The sequence below is a fragment of the Shigella flexneri 2a str. 301 genome (genome assembly GCF_000006925.2).
Lineage (GTDB): Bacteria > Pseudomonadota > Gammaproteobacteria > Enterobacterales > Enterobacteriaceae > ECMA0423.
This window is the reverse complement of the sequence record NC_004851.1, coordinates 40,911-58,676: the sequence shown is the minus strand read 5'-3', so window position 1 is coordinate 58,676 and position 17,766 is coordinate 40,911. Positions and strand designations below refer to the sequence as shown.

Here is a 17,766-nt window from a genome sequence, read left to right as displayed (position 1 = left end):
TTATACTTGCACCGATTCCCGGGCACACTTAGCCTGTGTCAGGCCGGCATATACCTCAGCAGACTGATATCCCGCGCGTTTTTCTTCAGCCCCTCCACATTCAGTCCCGCGATGGCCCGGCGGTATACCATCCGGCCGCCACACAGCACGCATTCGAACGGGTCACGACTCAGGAACTGTTTCACCATTTGTGCATAGCACACTTTCGCCACTGGTTCCGGTTTATCCATCCCCAGAGCACGGTACACCTGCGGCAGCTTCTCTCCACACACCCGGTTGGCAAGGAACCCGAAGTACCTCACCATCTTAAAAAACTTCTCCGGGATGTGCTGATTCAGCCTCGCGACCAGCTCACGCTGTGTCAGCGTTTCCGTCGCCGTTTCTCCCGTTTTGTGGTCCAGGTAACGGAAGCTCAGGCTCGCCCCTCCGTTGTAATGTGCCAGCCGGGAGGCCGCTATCGGCGGCTTCTTCAGATAACGACCCAGGTAGCGCGCCGTATTCCTCCCGCCGGCCGTTTTTTTCGACATGTACACATGCCAGTATTTTCCTCCGGCTTTCAGCACCAGGCTTCTCCTCTGTGATTCCGTCGTGATATGTGACAACGACTCCGGCATCGCCAGCCCCTCTGACCACGCTTTCAGAAGCCGTTGCCGCATATTCCACATCCACCGCGAACGCATCGCGTCTTTCAGGAAGCTCAGCTTTTTCCACTGACCATGCTTATTCAGACCTCCACAGGTTACAGACACATGTACATGCGGATGCCAGTTGAGACGACGGCCATACGTGTGGATGGCGCAGAAGATACCGGGTTCCTGCCCCCGTTTCCGGGCGGCATACAGCAGATTCTCCACCGCCAGACGGCACACGTCATTCAGCAGCCACCGGTTGCTTTCGAACACCGGCCACTGCGTGTCCGGCAGGGTGAAGACCAGGTGTACCCAGTCGCAGTCAGGAAGACGATTCAGCTGTGTCGCTATCCACAGGTCTGTGGCCTTTTTTCCGCAGGACGGGCAGGCACGGCTGCCGCATGAGTTAGTGACGTATCTGACGTGGGGGCACTCAGGTTTATCGCAGATGTATTCCTTCACGCCCAGTATCCGCGTGCCGCAGGCCAGCATTTTTGTGACAGCCTCAACCTCGATATCGCGCAGACCGCCCGCATCCAGGAAGGATGTCCAGCACTGGTTGGCCGTGAACAGACGTTTCAGCGGGCGGGGAGTAAAAGCGGACAACATGAGGACGGATTAACCCCCGGTATCCTGTAGCCGGGTAAGGGCTGCTGTGTCGCCACGGCGCTCCAGGATGGAGGCCGCGACCATCGCAGGTGGTGGGTCCATGGGTTTGAGCATCTTCATCCAGTCCCATTCACGTTGTGAGAGCTTCTCAGCACCAACAGAGAGCAGAACGGTATCTATACTTTTGCGGGTCAACATAAGAGGATGAGTCCTTAATAAAACAGGTCCTCAGAGCATACATATTCTGCGGAGCGTGCGGCAACACCAGGACGAACAGGGGCAGTTTTCAATTTGCAGCCGTCAGGCTGCCGTGGTTCTCGATATCCAAACTGCCCCTTATCGATACCGAACTGGCATAACTATTTTTAAAGTTGAGCAAGAAGCTTAAGAGAAGAGTATCCCCCCAGCCAAACTGGCTCAAAATGATAAAAAAATAACATCTTGCGTTTTTTTTGGTTGTTTTTCCGCTTACCTTAATAAAAATTATATTACACCAACTAAAAAACAGATGCTTAATAATTGATATTAGTAGAATCTCGGACTGCTCCATCTACATCCTATGTAATTAATCTTTGTCAAAATTAGGTTGATGTTTCTATATGAACAAAATATATTATCTTAAGTATTGCCATATAACCAAAAGCCTGATTGCTGTCTCCGAACTGGCCCGCAGGGTTACCTGCAAAAGCCATCGCAGACTTTCACGTCGGGTTATTCTTACGTCTGTTGCAGCTTTATCACTTTCCTCGGCATGGCCAGCTCTGTCAGCAACGGTCAGTGCAGAGATCCCTTATCAGATATTCCGCGACTTTGCCGAGAATAAAGGTCAGTTTACGCCGGGGACCACGAATATTTCCATTTACGACAAGCAGGGCAATCTGGTCGGTAAACTTGATAAAGCCCCGATGGCTGATTTCAGTAGTGCCACTATTACTACCGGTAGCCTGCCTCCGGGAGACCATACACTTTACTCCCCTCAGTATGTGGTTACCGCCAAACATGTCAGCGGTTCTGACACGATGAGCTTCGGATACGCCAAAAACACCTATACTGCGGTTGGTACAAATAATAATAGCGGTCTTGATATTAAAACCCGCCGCCTGAGTAAACTGGTGACAGAGGTGGCGCCGGCAGAAGTGTCTGACATCGGGGCTGTGAGCGGTGCCTATCAGGCCGGCGGACGCTTTACTGAATTCTATCGCCTTGGGGGGGGGATGCAGTACGTCAAAGACAAAAATGGTAATCGCACCCAAGTGTATACCAATGGCGGATTTCTTGTTGGGGGAACCGTCAGCGCGCTGAACTCCTATAACAACGGACAGATGATTACAGCTCAGACCGGTGACATTTTTAATCCCGCGAATGGACCTCTGGCTAATTATCTGAATATGGGGGACAGCGGCTCCCCCCTGTTTGCTTATGATTCCCTGCAAAAAAAATGGGTACTGATTGGCGTGCTTTCCTCAGGAACTAACTATGGAAATAACTGGGTCGTCACCACTCAGGATTTCCTTGGTCAGCAACCGCAAAATGATTTTGACAAAACTATAGCCTACACCTCTGGTGAAGGAGTACTGCAGTGGAAATATGATGCGGCTAATGGCACCGGCACACTGACTCAGGGAAACACGACTTGGGATATGCATGGAAAGAAAGGAAATGATCTGAACGCAGGAAAAAACCTCCTGTTCACCGGCAATAATGGCGAGGTCGTTCTGCAGAATTCCGTTAATCAGGGAGCTGGGTATCTGCAGTTTGCCGGCGATTACAGGGTGTCCGCCCTGAACGGCCAGACATGGATGGGGGGCGGGATTATCACCGATAAAGGAACCCACGTTCTGTGGCAGGTGAACGGAGTTGCCGGTGATAACCTGCATAAAACTGGCGAAGGTACCCTGACAGTAAACGGGACCGGTGTGAATGCAGGCGGACTCAAGGTGGGGGACGGTACCGTTATTCTCAACCAGCAGGCGGATGCTGACGGAAAGGTACAGGCTTTCAGCTCTGTTGGTATTGCCAGCGGTCGTCCGACAGTTGTGCTTTCTGACTCACAGCAAGTTAATCCGGATAATATTTCGTGGGGATACCGTGGAGGACGTCTGGAACTGAATGGTAATAATCTGACCTTTACCCGTCTTCAGGCGGCTGACTACGGGGCCATCATTACCAATAACAGTGAGAAAAAATCAACGGTAACACTCGACCTTCAGACATTAAAAGCCAGTGACATCAATGTACCGGTTAATACTGTCAGTATTTTTGGGGGGAGAGGAGCGCCGGGAGACCTATATTATGACAGTTCTACCAAGCAATATTTCATCCTGAAAGCGAGTTCATATTCCCCGTTCTTCTCCGATCTGAACAACAGCAGTGTCTGGCAGAATGTCGGAAAAGATCGTAATAAAGCCATTGATACTGTGAAGCAACAAAAAATTGAGGCCAGCAGCCAGCCTTATATGTATCACGGCCAACTAAACGGCAATATGGATGTGAATATTCCGCAGCTCTCAGGTAAGGATGTACTGGCTCTTGATGGTTCAGTTAACCTGCCAGAAGGTTCGATAACCAAGAAGTCCGGCACGCTGATATTCCAGGGTCATCCAGTTATTCATGCTGGAACGACGACTTCTTCCAGCCAGAGCGACTGGGAAACCCGTCAGTTTACGCTGGAAAAACTGAAACTCGATGCGGCAACATTCCATCTGTCCAGAAACGGCAAGATGCAGGGAGATATTAACGCCACCAATGGAAGTACAGTCATTCTGGGAAGTAGCCGTGTCTTTACTGACAGGAGTGACGGAACCGGTAATGCGGTCTTCTCTGTTGAAGGGAGTGCCACTGCAACCACAGTTGGTGACCAGAGTGATTACAGCGGAAATGTTACGCTGGAAAATAAATCATCCCTGCAAATCATGGAGAGATTCACCGGTGGTATTGAGGCTTATGATAGCACCGTGAGTGTGACCTCTCAGAATGCTGTTTTTGACCGTGTTGGCAGCTTTGTCAACAGCAGCCTGACCCTCGGAAAAGGAGCAAAACTTACGGCTCAGAGCGGTATTTTCAGCACCGGGGCTGTGGATGTAAAAGAAAATGCTTCTCTGACCCTGACGGGGATGCCTTCTGCGCAGAAACAGGGGTATTACTCACCCGTAATTTCTACAACAGAAGGGATTAACCTCGAAGATAACGCCAGCTTTTCTGTTAAAAATATGGGCTATCTGAGTTCGGATATTCATGCAGGAACCACTGCGGCAACCATTAATCTGGGAGACAGTGATGCTGATGCAGGGAAGACGGACTCTCCGTTATTCAGCTCCTTAATGAAGGGATATAACGCTGTTCTGAGAGGCAGTATTACGGGGGCACAGAGTACGGTAAATATGATCAATGCTCTGTGGTACTCTGACGGAAAATCAGAGGCCGGTGCACTGAAGGCTAAGGGCTCGCGAATTGAACTGGGGGACGGGAAACACTTTGCCACTTTACAAGTAAAAGAGCTTTCTGCAGATAATACCACGTTCCTGATGCATACCAACAACAGCCGGGCTGACCAGTTGAATGTCACAGACAAACTGTCAGGCAGTAATAATAGCGTCCTGGTTGACTTTTTAAACAAACCAGCCAGTGAAATGAGCGTGACGTTAATTACCGCACCGAAAGGGAGTGATGAGAAAACGTTCACTGCCGGTACGCAGCAGATTGGTTTCAGTAACGTTACGCCAGTAATCAGCACGGAAAAAACGGATGATGCCACAAAATGGGTGCTGACAGGATATCAGACTACCGCTGATGCCGGAGCCTCGAAAGCCGCAAAAGACTTTATGGCATCAGGTTATAAGTCCTTCCTTACAGAGGTCAATAACCTGAACAAACGTATGGGTGACCTGCGGGATACTCAGGGGGATGCCGGTGTCTGGGCACGCATAATGAATGGTACCGGTTCGGCAGATGGTGACTACAGCGATAACTACACTCACGTTCAGATTGGTGTCGACAGAAAGCATGAGCTGGACGGTGTGGATTTATTTACGGGGGCATTGCTGACCTATACGGACAGCAATGCAAGCAGCCACGCATTCAGTGGAAAAAACAAATCCGTGGGTGGCGGTCTGTATGCCTCTGCACTCTTTAATTCCGGAGCTTATTTTGACCTGATTGGTAAATATCTCCATCATGATAATCAGCACACGGCGAATTTTGCCTCACTGGGAACAAAAGACTACAGCTCTCATTCCTGGTATGCCGGTGCTGAAGTTGGTTATCGTTACCACCTGACGAAAGAGTCCTGGGTGGAGCCACAGATAGAGCTGGTTTACGGTTCTGTATCAGGAAAAGCTTTTAGCTGGGAAGACCGGGGAATGGCTCTGAGCATGAAAGACAAGGATTATAACCCACTGATTGGCCGTACTGGTGTTGACGTGGGAAGAGCCTTCTCCGGAGACGACTGGAAAATCACAGCTCGAGCCGGGCTGGGTTATCAGTTCGACCTGCTGGCGAACGGAGAAACGGTTCTGCAGGATGCTTCCGGAGAGAAACGTTTCGAAGGTGAAAAAGATAGCAGGATGCTGATGACGGTAGGGATGAATGCGGAAATTAAGGATAATATGCGTTTGGGACTGGAGCTGGAGAAATCAGCGTTCGGGAAATATAATGTGGATAATGCGATAAACGCCAACTTCCGTTATGTTTTCTGACGAATGGGATAGGTCTGCCATTCGGCAGGCCTTTTTCTGAAAGAACTCCGTGAGCCTGTTTAAGATTCTGTGTAAATGCCTTTTCTCAGAAGTGACCGTCCAGGTATTAGACGTCAACTAGTTTTGCCGACTGGCGCCAACTATACTGGCCGCCCCTTCAGTGCGACATCAAGTCACGCTTGTTACTGCCTTCGCTGTCTTTTTCCTGTAGCTTTCCCCTTTCAGTTCGAACATATATCCGTGATGGATCAGTCGGTCTGCTGCCGCCACCGCCATAGTCTCATCCACGAAGATGCTGCCCCACATGCTGAACGGATGGTTACTGGTTATCACCAGGCTCCCACGTTCATAGCGATGCGCTATTAACTCGAACAGCACACCCGTTTCGGCGCTGTCGCGTTTGACATAGCCAAGATCATCCACCACTATCACCCGGTAGCGATCCAGTTTCAGTAGCAGCTCATTCAGTTTCAACTGAGCTCTGGCTTTACGTAGTTCCTGCAACAGCTCTCCTGCGCTGTAGAACCGGGCCCGGTAGCCCTGGCCTACTACGCCATCCACGATCGCTGCCGCCAGATGGCTTTTCCCCAACCCGCTGGCCCCGAACAGCAGAACGTTTTCTCCAGCATCAACCCAGTCTGTCGTTTCACAGAGTTGCTGGAACTGAGCTCCATTCAGTTCCGGCAACTGAATGAAGTCGTATTCGCTTAGCGTTTTGGCAACTGGCAACCGGGCCTCCTTTTTATAACGACGCAGTTTTTCACTCTCGCGCCACAGGAGTTCTGTAAGCGTCAACGGAAGGCCGTATTGACGCTTATTTATCGGTGAGAACTACGTTCCATGGCAGCAGTTCGTCAACTCGGTTGGAAGGCCATTCCGGCAGTACGCTCAGGATATGGCGCAGATACGCTTCTGGATCGATACCGTTCAACCGACAGCTCCCGATTAGTCCGTACAGCAGAGCTCCGCGATCGCCTCCATGATCGCTGCCGAAGAACATGTAATTCTTTTTCCCGAGACAGACGGTACGAAGCGCTCTTTCTGCTGTGTTATTGTCCGCCTCCGCCAGACCGTCATCACTGTAATAACAGAGGGCATCCCACTGATTCAGTACATAGCTGAACGCTTCGCCCAGTCTGGATTTTTTCGACAGCGTACCATTCTTCTCCACCATCCATTCATTCAGCGACGTCAGTAACGCTTTGCTTCGCTGCTGCCTGACGGCATGAACCGCCCCGGGTTTCCTGGAGAGTGTTTTATCTGTGAACTCAGGCTGCCAGATCATCGTTTCCGATGGAAGCATAATAAGCTTTTTCTGCTTCTGCCGGAGGGATGTGGCCCAGCCTTTCCAGCAATCGTCGATTGTTATACCAGTCCACCCACGTTAGTGTGGCCAGTTCCACTTCTGCACGGTTTTTCCAGCTCTTACGGTGTATTACCTCCGCTTTGTAAAGACCATTGATGCTCTCCGCCATCGCGTTGTCATACGAGTCGCCTGTACTTCCTGTTGATGCCAGTAATCCGGCTTCCTTAAGCCGCTGTGTGTAGGCCAGCGATACATACTGAGAACCTTTATCACTGTGATGGACCGTGCCGGACGGTCGACGGGCCCATAACGCCTGCTCCAGTGCATCCAGCACGAATGTCGTTTCCATGGACGATGAGACCCGCCACCCCACGATGCATCCGGCAAACACATCAATGATGAACGCCACATAGACGAAGCCCTGCCATGTGCTGACGTAAGTAAAATCAGCCACCCACAGCTGGTCAGGTCGTTCTGCCACGAACTGACGGTTTACGCGGTCGCCTGCGGCAACGGCTTTCCGGCTGATGGTCGTACGGACCTTTTTACCCCGGAGAACACCGGCAAGTCCCATAACCACCATGAGACGTGCCACAGTGCATCTGGCCACTCTGATACCTTCCCGTAACAACTGACGCCAGACTTTACACCGTATACCTTGTGATTTTCATCGTATACGCGCTGTATCTCTTTCTTCAGCCAGTCATCGCGCTGCGCACGGGCACTGCGTTTATCCGGATGATGTCGCTGTTGCTGACAGTGGTAATACGTTGACGGGGCAATATGCAGTTCACTGCATACCGGTCCGACCCCGTACTGCTCACGCAGCTTATCCAGCAGTGGCATTATTTTTTCCAGAGGCGGTCGAACTCCGCCTTTGCAAAATAAGCGGAAGCCAGGCGAAGGATATTGTTACTGCGGCGCAGTTCACGATTTTCACGTTCCGGCTCTTTCAGACGCTGACGTTCAGCGGTGGTGAGCCCTCCATCACCGCCCCCGGTATCCCGCTCATGCTGGCGAACCCAGACACGCAGAGTCTCCGGCGTACAGCCAATCTTTGGAGCAATGGAACAAATTGTCGCCCATTGTGAGTCATATTCGCCCTGACTTTCCAGAACCATACGGACTGCCCGTTGACGGACTTCGGGGGAAAAACGAGTATTTTTAGTCATCCTGTTTACCTCTTTCTCAGGAAGTTTAGTCTCCAGGATTCCCGGGGCGGTTCAGTGACTTCCGTACCAGCCTTGCCAGATGTTGTCTCAGATTCAGATTATGTCGCTCAATGCGCTGAGTGTAACGCTTGCTGATAACGTGCAGCTTTCCCTTCAGGCGTGATTCATACAGCGGACAGCCATCCGTCATCCATACCACGACCTCAAAGGCCGACAGCAGGCTCAGAAGACGCTCCAGTGTGGCCAGAGTGCGTTCACCGAAGACGTGCGCCACAACCGTCCTCCGTATCCTGTCATACGCGTAAAACAGCCAGCGCTGACGTGATTTAGCACCGACGTAGCCCCAATGTTCGTCCATTTCAGCGCAGACAATCACATCACTGCCCGGTTGTATGCGCGAGGTTACCGACTGCGGCCTGAGTTTTTTAAGTGACGTAAAACCGTGTTGAGGCCAACGCCCATAATGCGTGCACTGGCGCGACATCCGACGCCATTCATGGCCATATCAATGATTTTCTGGTGCGTACCGGGCTGAGAGGCGGTGTAAGTGAACTGTAGTTGCCATGTTTTACGGCAATGAGAGCAGAGATTGCGCTGATGTCCGGCAGTGCTTTTGCCGTTACGCACCACGCCTTCAGTAGCGGAGCAGGAAGGACATCTGATGGAAATGGAAGCTACGCAAGCACCTTAAAATCACCATCATACACTAAATCAGTAAGTTGGCAGCATTACCCTCTTTTTGTTGAGCGCCCATGATTCTTTCATTTATTGTTACTAATTTTTTATGTTATCATCATGTTATGAGCATGCCCTGTTTTGCGTCTCTATTTTATCTATCATATTCTGAGCATTAACTACATAACAAGGCGCAAGATATATATCCAAAAACAAATAATACTGTTGCAATAATTCCTTTCAGTAAAGGAAGTGTGATTAAACTCAGGGGATTTCAGAGTGAAAATCGTACAACATATTAAAATATGTTCGTTATAATACATACAAGAAAATATTAAGTTAGATAATATTATTCTAAATAACTGCAGATAAAAACGCACATAATGGGGGATGTTTTATGAAAATACCTGAAGCAGTAAATCATATTAATGTTCAGAACAATATTGATCTTGTTGATGGAAAAATAAATCCGAACAAAGATACAAAAGCATTACAAAAAAACATATCATGCGTAACAAACTCATCCTCTTCTGGCATAAGTGAAAAACATTTAGATCACTGTGCTGATACTGTGAAAAGCTTTTTAAGGAAGTCTATAGCAGCGCAAAGTTATAGTAAAATGTTCTCTCAAGGGACCAGTTTCAAATCATTAAATCTTTCTATTGAAGCGCCATCTGGAGCACGGTCATCATTTCGGTCACTTGAGCACCTCGATAAGGTGTCCAGACACTATCTTTCTGAAATAATACAAAAAACTCATCCTCTTTCTTCGGATGAACGTCACTTGCTCTCTATTATTATTAATTCTGATTTTAACTTCAGACATCAAAGTAACGCTAACCTGTCAAATAATACTCTTAATATTAAGTCCTTTGATAAAATTAAGTCTGAGAATATACAAACATATAAAAACACATTCTCTGAGGATATTGAAGAAATAGCTAACCACGATTTTGTTTTTTTTGGGGTTGAAATTTCCAATCATCAAGAAACACTCCCACTAAATAAAACACATCATACTGTGGATTTTGGTGCTAATGCGTATATCATTGATCATGACTCTCCATATGGATATATGACATTAACCGACCACTTTGATAATGCTATTCCACCTGTTTTTTACCATGAGCACCAATCATTTTTCTTAGATAACTTTAAAGAGGTTGTGGATGAAGTTAGCAGGTATGTGCATGGTAATCAGGGAAAAACTGATGTGCCAATATTTAATACTAAAGATATGAGGCTTGGAATTGGGTTGCATCTTATTGATTTTATAAGAAAGAGTAAAGATCAAAGATTCCGAGAGTTTTGTTATAATAAAAACATTGATCCTGTTAGTCTGGATAGAATTATAAACTTTGTGTTTCAGCTTGAGTATCATATACCAAGAATGCTAAGCACAGATAACTTCAAAAAGATAAGACTCAGAGATATATCTTTGGAGGATGCCATTAAAGCATCCAATTATGAAGAAATTAACAATAAGGTGACTGATAAAAAAATGGCTCATCAAGCTCTTGCTTATTCTCTAGGCAATGCAAAATCTGATATGGCACTTTATTTACTATCTAAATTTAATTTTACAAAACAAGATATCGCAGAGATGGAGAAAATGAACAACAATATGTATTGTGAGCTGTATGATGTTGAGTATTTACTTAGTGAAGATAGTGCCAACTATAAAGTGCTAGAATATTTTATTAGTAATGGATTGGTTGATGTAAACAAAAGATTTCAAAAAGCAAATAGTGGGGACACTATGCTTGACAATGCAATGAAAAGCAAAGATTCAAAAACAATTGATTTTTTATTAAAAAATGGAGCGGTATCAGGCAAACGATTTGGGAGGTGACCTAAAATATATTTAGGTTGTGCCCTGAATCTGACGTTGTCATTTTTGTTATATTGATCGATATAGGGGATGGTGCAGACCGTTCCCCTGCAACAACACATTGCATGTGGTGAACGCCCCGGGAATCCTGGAGACTAGGCTGTGTCCCTTAATTACGTAAGCGTTGATAAAAGAGTCGGATGCAGCCCAGTTTCACCATCGCCAGGTAATTTCTCGCCGTTTTGTCGTAACGCGTGGCGATGCGGCGATATTCTTTCAGCCGCCCAAAGCACCGTTCACGTATAGGAAATTGAAAAACTAAGCGATACCCCTGTCCGCGCCTTATGCCACGTGAGCTTTTCTGCTTTTCCCTCCACTCCGGTGTTTTCTCTCTCTGCATGGTCGATTCTTATACCGCAACAGGCTGTTTTTTATACTTGCACCGATTCCCGGGCACACTTAGCCTGTGTCAGGCCGGCATATACCTCAGCAGACTGATATCCCGCGCGTTTTTCTTCAGCCCCTCCACATTCAGTCCCGCGATGGCCCGGCGGTATACCATCCGGCCGCCACACAGCACGCATTCGAACGGGTCACGACTCAGGAACTGTTTCACCATTTGTGCATAGCACACTTTCGCCACTGGTTCCGGTTTATCCATCCCCAGAGCACGGTACACCTGCGGCAGCTTCTCTCCACACACCCGGTTGGCAAGGAACCCGAAGTACCTCACCATCTTAAAAAACTTCTCCGGGATGTGCTGTTTCAGCCTCGCGACCAGCTCACGCTGTGTCAGCGTTTCCGTCGCCGTTTCTCCCGTTTTGTGGTCCAGGTAACGGAAGCTCAGGCTCGCCCCTCCGTTGTAATGTGCCAGCCGGGAGGCCGCTATCGGCGGCTTCTTCAGATAACGACCCAGGTAGCGCGCCGTATTCCTCCCGCCGGCCGTTTTTTTCGACATGTACACATGCCAGTATTTTCCTCCGGCTTTCAGCACCAGGCTTCTCCTCTGTGATTCCGTCGTGATATGTGACAACGACTCCGGCATCGCCAGCCCCTCTGACCACGCTTTCAGAAGCCGTTGCCGCATATTCCACATCCACCGCGAACGCATCGCGTCTTTCAGGAAGCTCAGCTTTTTCCACTGACCATGCTTATTCAGACCTCCACAGGTTACAGACACATGTACATGCGGATGCCAGTTGAGACGACGGCCATACGTGTGGATGGCGCAGAAGATACCGGGTTCCTGCCCCCGTTTCCGGGCGGCATACAGCAGATTCTCCACCGCCAGACGGCACACGTCATTCAGCAGCCACCGGTTGCTTTCGAACACCGGCCACTGCGTGTCCGGCAGGGTGAAGACCAGGTGTACCCAGTCGCAGTCAGGAAGACGATTCAGCTGTGTCGCTATCCACAGGTCTGTGGCCTTTTTTCCGCAGGACGGGCAGGCACGGCTGCCGCATGAGTTAGTGACGTATCTGACGTGGGGGCACTCAGGTTTATCGCAGATGTATTCCTTCACGCCCAGTATCCGCGTGCCGCAGGCCAGCATTTTTGTGACAGCCTCAACCTCGATATCGCGCAGACCGCCCGCATCCAGGAAGGATGTCCAGCACTGGTTGGTTGTGAACAGGCGTTTCAGCGGTCGGGGCTGAAAATCACCACCACTTCGGGTCATCCGCCTTCATCTCCGCTTCTGTTTCGTATAAATCAAAACGACGGCAGGTATGGCAGAACGTGACGTATTCGTACGGTGAATCCGGGTACATTTTGTGGAAGGTTTCCCAGAAACAGACCGTGCAGGAGGGATGACCGGTGATAAAGTCTGCAAATACGGACTTATAAGGGTGATTATTGGCTCTGGCGACGGCTTTCAGAACCTCTTTCACCATTCTGGTGTGGACTTTCTGGTGCTCCAGGTTGTGTGACATGGGAACTCATTCTGGATGGTTACTCTGAAAGCTCATATTCTGCCACACCCCGATTTGCAGCCGCCAGGCTGCCGTGGTTCAGGCATTTCATTATCAAAATCACATTAAACGGCCGTAATCAGACATGATTTGTGCGCCGACACAGATCATCGTCACAATGTTCAGGTCTCTGCCATTGTTTTTATCAGGGGATCGCTTTTCCCGTAAGTGATTCTGTATAGCGTTCTGTTACCATTTGCGATAACATTAATTGCATAGCAAATTGTTACCAATGGAGGTTTTTATGTCTACAGCTGCAAGCGTCCGTAAAACACCGCGAGAACATCAGATTAACATCCGGGCAACTGATGAGGAACGAGCCGTTATTGATTATGCTGCGAGCTTGGTCAATAAGAACCGTACCGATTTCATCATGGAACTGGCGTACCAGGAAGCTAAAAACATTATCCTGGATCAACGTTTATTTGTGCTGGATAACGAACGTTATGATTCGTTTATTACGCAACTGGAAGCTCCTGTGCAGAATGCAGAAGGGCGTGAACGTCTGATGGCGGTAAAGCCTGAATGGAAATAAATGTCACCGCGCCAGCATTGTTGACGGATGAGCATATACTTCAGCCATTTGACTGTGGAAATGAGGTGCTAAGTAACTGGTTACGTGGTCGGGCTATGAAAAACCAGATGCTCAATGCTTCTCGCACGTTCGTTATTTGCTTGGAGGATACTTTACGTATTGTGGGATACTACTCATTAGCTACTGGTTCCGTCACTCATGCCGAGCTTGGTCGCAGTTTGCGGCATAACATGCCCAATCCTGTCCCTGTTGTTCTGTTAGGGCGTCTGGCTGTTGATGTTTGTACCCAGGGGCATGGTTTCGGTAAATGGCTACTAAGTGATGCCATTCACCGGGTTGTCAATCTGGCTGATCAGGTTGGCATTAAGGCTGTTATGGTACATGCAATTGATGATGACGCCAGAGCATTTTATGAGCGTTTTGGTTTTGTTCAGTCAGTTGTGGCACCTAATACCTTGTTTTATAAAGTCTGAGTCTGAGGTAGCCTGAGTTTAACGGACACTCCTTCCTGAAATAGAATGGCATCAGAAGGAGCCAATAATGAGCAGAAAAACCCAACGTTACTCTACGGAGTTTAAAGCCGAAGCCGTCAAAACGGTTCCTGAAAATCAGCTTTCGATCAGTGAAGGAGCTTCCCGATTATCTGTTCCTGAAGGCACTTTAGGACAATGGGTTACCGCCGCAAGAAAAGGGCTCAATACACCAGGCTCCCGCACAGTGGCTGAGCTGGAATCTGAAGTTATGCAACTGCGTAAGGCTTTAAATGAAGCACGACTTGAGCGAGATATATTAAAAAAAGCAACAGCGTATTTTGCACAGGAGTCGCTGAAAAATACGCGTTAGTCGAACAATGGCGACAACAATTCCCTGTTGAAGCGATGTGTCGGGTACCTGGTGTATCCAGGAGCGGTTATTACGACCGGGTACAGCATGCCCCCTCAGACAGAAAACAAAGTGATGAGCGGCTAAAACTGGAGATTAAGGTGGCACATATCCGCACTCGCGAAACATATGGAACCCGGCGGCTCCAGACGGAGCTGGCAGATAACGGAATTATCGTCGGTTGAACCGCCCCGGGTTTCCTGGAGAGTGTTTTATCTGTGAACTCAGGCTGCCAGATCATCGTTTCCGATGGAAGCATAATAAGCTTTTTCTGCTTCTGCCGGAGGGATGTGGCCCAGCCTTTCCTGCAATCGTCGATTGTTATACCAGTCCACCCACGTTAGTGTGGCCAGTTCCACTTCTGCACGGTTTTTCCAGCTCTTACGGTGTATTACCTCCGCTTTGTAAAGACCATTGATGCTCTCCGCCATCGCGTTGTCATACGAGTCGCCTGTACTTCCTGTTGATGCCAGTAATCCGGCTTCCTTAAGCCGCTGTGTGTAGGCCAGCGATACATACTGAGAACCTTTATCACTGTGATGGACCGTGCCGGACGGTCGACGGGCCCATAACGCCTGCTCCAGTGCATCCAGCACGAATGTCAGGCCCATGGACGATGAGACCCGCCACCCCACGATGCATCCGGCAAACACATCAATGATGAACGCCACATAGACGAAGCCCCGCCATGTGCTGACGTAAGTAAAATCAGCCACCCACAGCTGGTCAGGTCGTTCTGCCACGAACTGACGGTTTACGCGGTCGCCTGCGGCAACGGCTTTCCGGCTGATGGTCGTACGGACCTTTTTACCCCGGAGAACACCGGCAAGTCCCATAACCGCCATGAGACGTGCCACAGTGCATCTGGCCACTCTGATACCTTCCCGTAACAACTGACGCCAGACTTTACACCGTATACCTTGTGATTTTCATCGTATACGCGCTGTATCTCTTTCTTCAGCCAGTCATCGCGCTGCGCACGGGCACTGCGTTTATCCGGATGATGTCGCTGTTGCTGACAGTGGTAATACGTTGACGGGGCAATATGCAGTTCGCTGCATAGCGGTCCGCCCCCGTACTGCTCACGCAGCTTATCCAGCAGTGGCATCATTTTTTCCAGAGGCGGTCGAACTCCGCCTTCGCAAAATAAGCGGAAGCCTGGCGAAGGATATCGTTACTGCGGCGCAGTTCACGATTTTCACGCTCCGGCTCTTTCAGACGCTGACGTTCAGCGGTGGTGAGCCCTCCATCACCGCCCCCGGTATCCCGCTCATGCTGGCGAACCCAGACACGCAGAGTCTCCGGCGTACAGCCAATCTTTGGGGCAATGGAACAAATTGTCGCCCATTGTGAGTCATATTCTCCCTGACTTTCCAGAACCATACGGACTGCCCGTTGACGGACTTCGGGGGAAAAACGAGTATTTTTAGTCATCCTGTTTACCTCTTTCTCAGGAAGTTTAGTCTCCAGGATTCCCGGGGCGGTTCAGGCCAGTACCTCGTCAGTCAACTGACGGTAAATCTGCTGTTCAGTCTCACGCATCACCTGTGCACCGGCTTCCCTCTCCGCATCCGCATCACCGCTCAGACCTGATGCTTTCAGCCGGTCAGCCACCCTCTGAGAGTACTCATTCTCCAGCATCTCATACTTCTGCTCTTCTGCCTGCGCCCAGCGGTCAGCTTCCGTACGCTTCAGTACAGCATGCCATGGTCCCCAGAGGGAGAACCAGTCCGTAAATTCATTCTCTTCACGGCTTCTGACCATGGCTTCGGCAGTGCGGAGGTCATTTGCTGTCACTCCCGACACGCCATAGAAACGCATTTCCTTCACGGCAGTAGAGAGCTGAAGTTTCTCTGCGAGCATGGTCTGGAAGGCCAGGTAGACTTCTATCTCATCCACAAAATGGAGAGTTCTGACTTTATCCCGGGCAATGTCCTCCAGAATTTCGAGGCGGAACATTTCCCTGCCCAGGGAGAGCAGAGCGCCGGTATCATTATCGAAAAGGCCTTCTGATGCCTGATGGACCAGGAGGGTTTTCCGGAGATTGTTCCATGTGAGCGCGACACGGTCCTCACAGCTCTCAGTGGCATCAGCAGCAACAGCGAAAGACTGCTGTCGAAGCTCCGCAGAGGCACTGAGTTTTTCCAGCCATGCAGCGACCTGTTCACGGAATCCGGAGGTATTGCGTGCAGAGACGGTATCGGAAAGGCGGTCAAGGAACGCGGAAAAGGTGTTGGCATGCTCTTCATGTTCAAAAGCATGCCATATCTGTGATACATCAGATTGTTTGTTTTCCGGGAACCATGCTGTCACGGCATCAGCCAGGGAGTGTTCTGGAGCGGAAATTGTGGCAGAATTTCCCATAGAGAAAAATATTTGAGGACCAGAATAATCTGGTCCGGTGGTTATTTGTTGTAGTGTACGCATGGTATGGCCAGACAATGGATTACCTGCAACATTTACGAAGGCATTCTGAGCTAATCTCAGGACACTTTCCGGAAGTGTTGTCAGATTATTATTCATTAGCACAGCCCTGTTCATACTAAAAGGTAATTCCGGTAGTTGTTCTATAAAATTATTAGCCAGAGCCAGCCCTTCAAGCTTATCTGGAAAGGGGGGAATGCTGTCTAATCTGTTTCCAGAAACTACCAGTAATTTTAGTTCCGGTGGCAATAGTGGCAGAATATGCAATCGGTTATTATGAACCCGTAAATGAGTTAGATTTTCAGGAAGAAATGGTAATTCTTTTATCTTGTTATCACCCGCATTAAGCTCTTCTAACGTCTCGGGTAAGGCAGGTAAGCTTTCCAGTTGATTAAATTGAGCATGTATTACCTTAAGCATTGGTGGTAAATCAGGGAGATGTGTTAATAGGTTTTTTCTTATTTCCAGTGTTGTTATCTGAGGCGGTAAATCTGGTAATGTTTTTAAATCTAACTCAGATAAATTTAATTCTGCCTCTTGATTTTGTAAACATATTTTCAGCCTATTGAAGGCGATATTGCGTTGCTCGCCTGGGGTACCGTTCCTTTCCCATTCACTCCAGACTTTTAAATAATATTCATTACAAGATGGACTCAAACTCACAGGCAAAGAAAATAGAGTTAACGAGTGTATGTTGTTTATTTGATGCATAATACCAGAACCGATTACCTGTATATTCGTTGATTTAATCATTATAACCAGAATTTCTTATCAACGATAAGAACTCTAGTGAAATACAATATAACTTATTAAGTTTAATACAGTTTGCTTTGTACTCTTTCTCCAGGTATTGCTTTCCCCCGTTACTTTATTCGTACCCCTTATAATGGGGTGTTAGCCAGCCAGACCCGGCATGATTACTGCCCCCAGTCGTCCATGATCCGGGGGGTGATGTCACCGGGTCTGGTGGGGCGCTGGTAACCGCTAATAGGGGTCAGGTCAGGCACTTTTGCCGGGACCGTCTGTAACGTGGATGCCG

The 17,766-nt window shown here is 48.8% G+C and carries 20 protein-coding genes and 8 other annotated features (2 of these 28 running past the window's edge); of the genes, 7 read left to right on the top strand and 13 right to left on the bottom strand.

Annotated elements, in window-relative coordinates; translation table 11 throughout:
• Nucleotides 1-1,037, bottom strand: a mobile genetic element (partial); it reaches 134 nt to the left of the window's first position.
• Both CP0072 and CP0071 read right to left on the bottom strand, forming a co-directional pair.
• The gene (locus CP0072; RefSeq protein NP_858205.1) at nucleotides 39-1,238 is read right to left on the bottom strand and encodes an IS1294 transposase; all 1,200 of its coding nucleotides are present in this window, start codon (nucleotides 1,236-1,238) and stop codon (nucleotides 39-41) included. (Overlaps the previous feature by 999 nt.)
• Nucleotides 1,093-1,555 (bottom strand) — a mobile genetic element (partial). (Overlaps the previous gene by 146 nt.)
• Nucleotides 1,248-1,436 (bottom strand): IS1294 transposase, encoded by a 189-nt coding sequence (locus tag CP0071; RefSeq protein ID NP_858204.1) that lies wholly within the window; start codon nucleotides 1,434-1,436, stop codon nucleotides 1,248-1,250. Its footprint overlaps the feature before it by 189 nt.
• Before the next feature lie 282 nt (nucleotides 1,556-1,837).
• Between CP0071 and sepA the strand changes: the two genes are divergently transcribed.
• The gene (gene sepA, locus CP0070) at nucleotides 1,838-5,932 is read left to right on the top strand and encodes an extracellular serine protease SepA (RefSeq protein ID NP_858203.1); all 4,095 of its coding nucleotides are present in this window, start codon (nucleotides 1,838-1,840) and stop codon (nucleotides 5,930-5,932) included.
• Nucleotides 5,933-6,100: 168 nt separating this feature from the next.
• Here sepA and CP0069 read toward each other — a convergent pair whose 3' ends face one another.
• From CP0069 to insB, 5 genes are all read right to left on the bottom strand, one after another.
• Nucleotides 6,101-6,727 carry an IS21 ORF2 gene (locus CP0069; RefSeq protein ID NP_858202.1) on the bottom strand — a complete coding sequence of 209 codons (627 nt, stop codon included), beginning with the start codon at nucleotides 6,725-6,727 and terminating at the stop codon, nucleotides 6,101-6,103.
• A gap of 19 nt (nucleotides 6,728-6,746) precedes the next feature.
• Complete coding sequence (locus tag CP0068; protein NP_858201.1) at nucleotides 6,747-7,235, bottom strand: hypothetical protein; 489 nt, start codon at nucleotides 7,233-7,235, stop codon at nucleotides 6,747-6,749.
• Nucleotides 7,159-8,464: a mobile genetic element, on the bottom strand. It overlaps the preceding gene by 77 nt.
• Nucleotides 7,201-7,869, bottom strand: a complete 669-nt coding sequence (locus tag CP0067; protein ID NP_858200.1) for an IS629 ORF2 — start codon at nucleotides 7,867-7,869, stop codon at nucleotides 7,201-7,203. It overlaps the preceding feature by 669 nt. The genes CP0068 and CP0067 overlap by 35 nt, the downstream gene beginning before the upstream one ends.
• On the bottom strand, nucleotides 8,084-8,410 hold the full coding sequence (locus CP0066; RefSeq protein ID NP_858199.1) for an IS629 ORF1: 327 nt from the start codon (nucleotides 8,408-8,410) through the stop codon (nucleotides 8,084-8,086). (Lies within the feature at nucleotides 7,159-8,464.)
• A complete protein-coding gene (gene insB, locus CP0065; RefSeq protein NP_858198.1) occupies nucleotides 8,436-8,894 on the bottom strand; it encodes an IS1 ORF2 in 459 nt (152 codons plus the stop codon).
• Nucleotides 8,463-9,143: a mobile genetic element (partial), on the bottom strand. Its footprint overlaps the gene before it by 432 nt.
• On the opposite strand from insB, the gene CP0064 reads away from it, so the two are divergent.
• Nucleotides 8,969-9,166 carry an IS1 encoded protein gene (locus CP0064; RefSeq protein NP_858197.1) on the top strand — a complete coding sequence of 66 codons (198 nt, stop codon included), beginning with the start codon at nucleotides 8,969-8,971 and terminating at the stop codon, nucleotides 9,164-9,166. It overlaps the preceding feature by 175 nt.
• Before the next feature lie 316 nt (nucleotides 9,167-9,482).
• Complete coding sequence (gene ospC2 / locus CP0063; protein ID NP_858196.1) at nucleotides 9,483-10,937, top strand: hypothetical protein; 1,455 nt, start codon at nucleotides 9,483-9,485, stop codon at nucleotides 10,935-10,937.
• A 148-nt stretch (nucleotides 10,938-11,085) separates the two neighbouring features.
• On the opposite strand, the gene CP0062 is transcribed toward ospC2, so the two are convergent.
• The 3 genes from CP0062 to CP0060a all read right to left on the bottom strand — a co-directional run bounded on the left by CP0062 (nucleotide 11,086) and on the right by CP0060a (nucleotide 12,847).
• Nucleotides 11,086-11,316 (bottom strand): ISSfl1 ORF2, encoded by a 231-nt coding sequence (locus CP0062; protein ID NP_858195.1) that lies wholly within the window; start codon nucleotides 11,314-11,316, stop codon nucleotides 11,086-11,088.
• Nucleotides 11,214-12,567 (bottom strand) — a mobile genetic element (partial). Its footprint overlaps the gene before it by 103 nt.
• On the bottom strand, nucleotides 11,386-12,594 hold the full coding sequence (locus CP0061) for an IS1294 transposase (RefSeq protein ID NP_858194.1): 1,209 nt from the start codon (nucleotides 12,592-12,594) through the stop codon (nucleotides 11,386-11,388). It overlaps the preceding feature by 1,182 nt.
• A complete protein-coding gene (locus tag CP0060a; protein YP_145811.1) occupies nucleotides 12,575-12,847 on the bottom strand; it encodes a hypothetical protein in 273 nt (90 codons plus the stop codon). The genes CP0061 and CP0060a overlap by 20 nt, the downstream gene beginning before the upstream one ends.
• A 271-nt stretch (nucleotides 12,848-13,118) precedes the next feature.
• Here CP0060a and CP0060 point away from each other — a divergent pair, with 271 nt between their 5' ends.
• From CP0060 to CP0057, 4 genes are all read left to right on the top strand, one after another.
• Nucleotides 13,119-13,421 carry a hypothetical protein gene (locus CP0060; RefSeq protein NP_858193.2) on the top strand — a complete coding sequence of 101 codons (303 nt, stop codon included), beginning with the start codon at nucleotides 13,119-13,121 and terminating at the stop codon, nucleotides 13,419-13,421.
• Entirely contained in the window at nucleotides 13,412-13,894 is a 483-nt protein-coding gene (locus CP0059; protein ID NP_858192.1) for a hypothetical protein, read from the top strand. The genes CP0060 and CP0059 overlap by 10 nt, the downstream gene beginning before the upstream one ends.
• 3 nt (nucleotides 13,895-13,897) lie before the next feature.
• Nucleotides 13,898-14,466 (bottom strand) — a mobile genetic element (partial).
• The gene (locus CP0058) at nucleotides 13,962-14,264 is read left to right on the top strand and encodes an IS600 ORF1 (protein NP_858191.1); all 303 of its coding nucleotides are present in this window, start codon (nucleotides 13,962-13,964) and stop codon (nucleotides 14,262-14,264) included. Its footprint overlaps the feature before it by 303 nt.
• Complete coding sequence (locus CP0057) at nucleotides 14,300-14,488, top strand: IS600 ORF2 (RefSeq protein NP_858190.1); 189 nt, start codon at nucleotides 14,300-14,302, stop codon at nucleotides 14,486-14,488.
• Nucleotides 14,486-15,791 (bottom strand) — a mobile genetic element. Its footprint overlaps the gene before it by 3 nt.
• Here CP0057 and CP0056 read toward each other — a convergent pair.
• From CP0056 to ipaH2.5, 3 genes are all read right to left on the bottom strand, one after another.
• On the bottom strand, nucleotides 14,528-15,196 hold the full coding sequence (locus CP0056; protein NP_858189.1) for an IS629 ORF2: 669 nt from the start codon (nucleotides 15,194-15,196) through the stop codon (nucleotides 14,528-14,530). Its footprint overlaps the feature before it by 669 nt.
• The gene (locus CP0055; RefSeq protein NP_858188.1) at nucleotides 15,411-15,737 is read right to left on the bottom strand and encodes an IS629 ORF1; all 327 of its coding nucleotides are present in this window, start codon (nucleotides 15,735-15,737) and stop codon (nucleotides 15,411-15,413) included. (Lies within the feature at nucleotides 14,486-15,791.)
• A complete protein-coding gene (gene ipaH2.5 / locus CP0054; RefSeq protein NP_858187.1) occupies nucleotides 15,789-17,480 on the bottom strand; it encodes an invasion plasmid antigen in 1,692 nt (563 codons plus the stop codon).
• A gap of 190 nt (nucleotides 17,481-17,670) precedes the next feature.
• Nucleotides 17,671-17,766, bottom strand: a mobile genetic element; it runs 1,279 nt beyond the window's last position.

Bases quoted from the DNA above. Each gene is read 5' to 3' on its own strand.
- CP0072 (NP_858205.1), bottom strand. From the start codon at position 1,238: ATGTTGTCCGCTTTTACTCCCCGCCCGCTGAAACGTCTGTTCACGGCC.
- CP0071 (NP_858204.1), bottom strand. From the start codon at position 1,436: ATGTTGACCCGCAAAAGTATAGATACCGTTCTGCTCTCTGTTGGTGCT.
- sepA (NP_858203.1), top strand. From the start codon at position 1,838: ATGAACAAAATATATTATCTTAAGTATTGCCATATAACCAAAAGCCTG.
- CP0068 (NP_858201.1), bottom strand. From the start codon at position 7,235: ATGCTTCCATCGGAAACGATGATCTGGCAGCCTGAGTTCACAGATAAA.
- CP0066 (NP_858199.1), bottom strand. From the start codon at position 8,410: ATGACTAAAAATACTCGTTTTTCCCCCGAAGTCCGTCAACGGGCAGTC.
- insB (NP_858198.1), bottom strand. From the start codon at position 8,894: ATGTCGCGCCAGTGCACGCATTATGGGCGTTGGCCTCAACACGGTTTT.
- ospC2 (NP_858196.1), top strand. From the start codon at position 9,483: ATGAAAATACCTGAAGCAGTAAATCATATTAATGTTCAGAACAATATT.
- CP0062 (NP_858195.1), bottom strand. From the start codon at position 11,316: ATGCAGAGAGAGAAAACACCGGAGTGGAGGGAAAAGCAGAAAAGCTCA.
- CP0061 (NP_858194.1), bottom strand. From the start codon at position 12,594: ATGACCCGAAGTGGTGGTGATTTTCAGCCCCGACCGCTGAAACGCCTG.
- CP0060a (YP_145811.1), bottom strand. From the start codon at position 12,847: ATGTCACACAACCTGGAGCACCAGAAAGTCCACACCAGAATGGTGAAA.
- CP0060 (NP_858193.2), top strand. From the start codon at position 13,119: ATGGAGGTTTTTATGTCTACAGCTGCAAGCGTCCGTAAAACACCGCGA.
- CP0059 (NP_858192.1), top strand. From the start codon at position 13,412: ATGGAAATAAATGTCACCGCGCCAGCATTGTTGACGGATGAGCATATA.
- CP0058 (NP_858191.1), top strand. From the start codon at position 13,962: ATGAGCAGAAAAACCCAACGTTACTCTACGGAGTTTAAAGCCGAAGCC.
- CP0057 (NP_858190.1), top strand. From the start codon at position 14,300: ATGTGTCGGGTACCTGGTGTATCCAGGAGCGGTTATTACGACCGGGTA.
- CP0055 (NP_858188.1), bottom strand. From the start codon at position 15,737: ATGACTAAAAATACTCGTTTTTCCCCCGAAGTCCGTCAACGGGCAGTC.
- ipaH2.5 (NP_858187.1), bottom strand. From the start codon at position 17,480: ATGATTAAATCAACGAATATACAGGTAATCGGTTCTGGTATTATGCAT.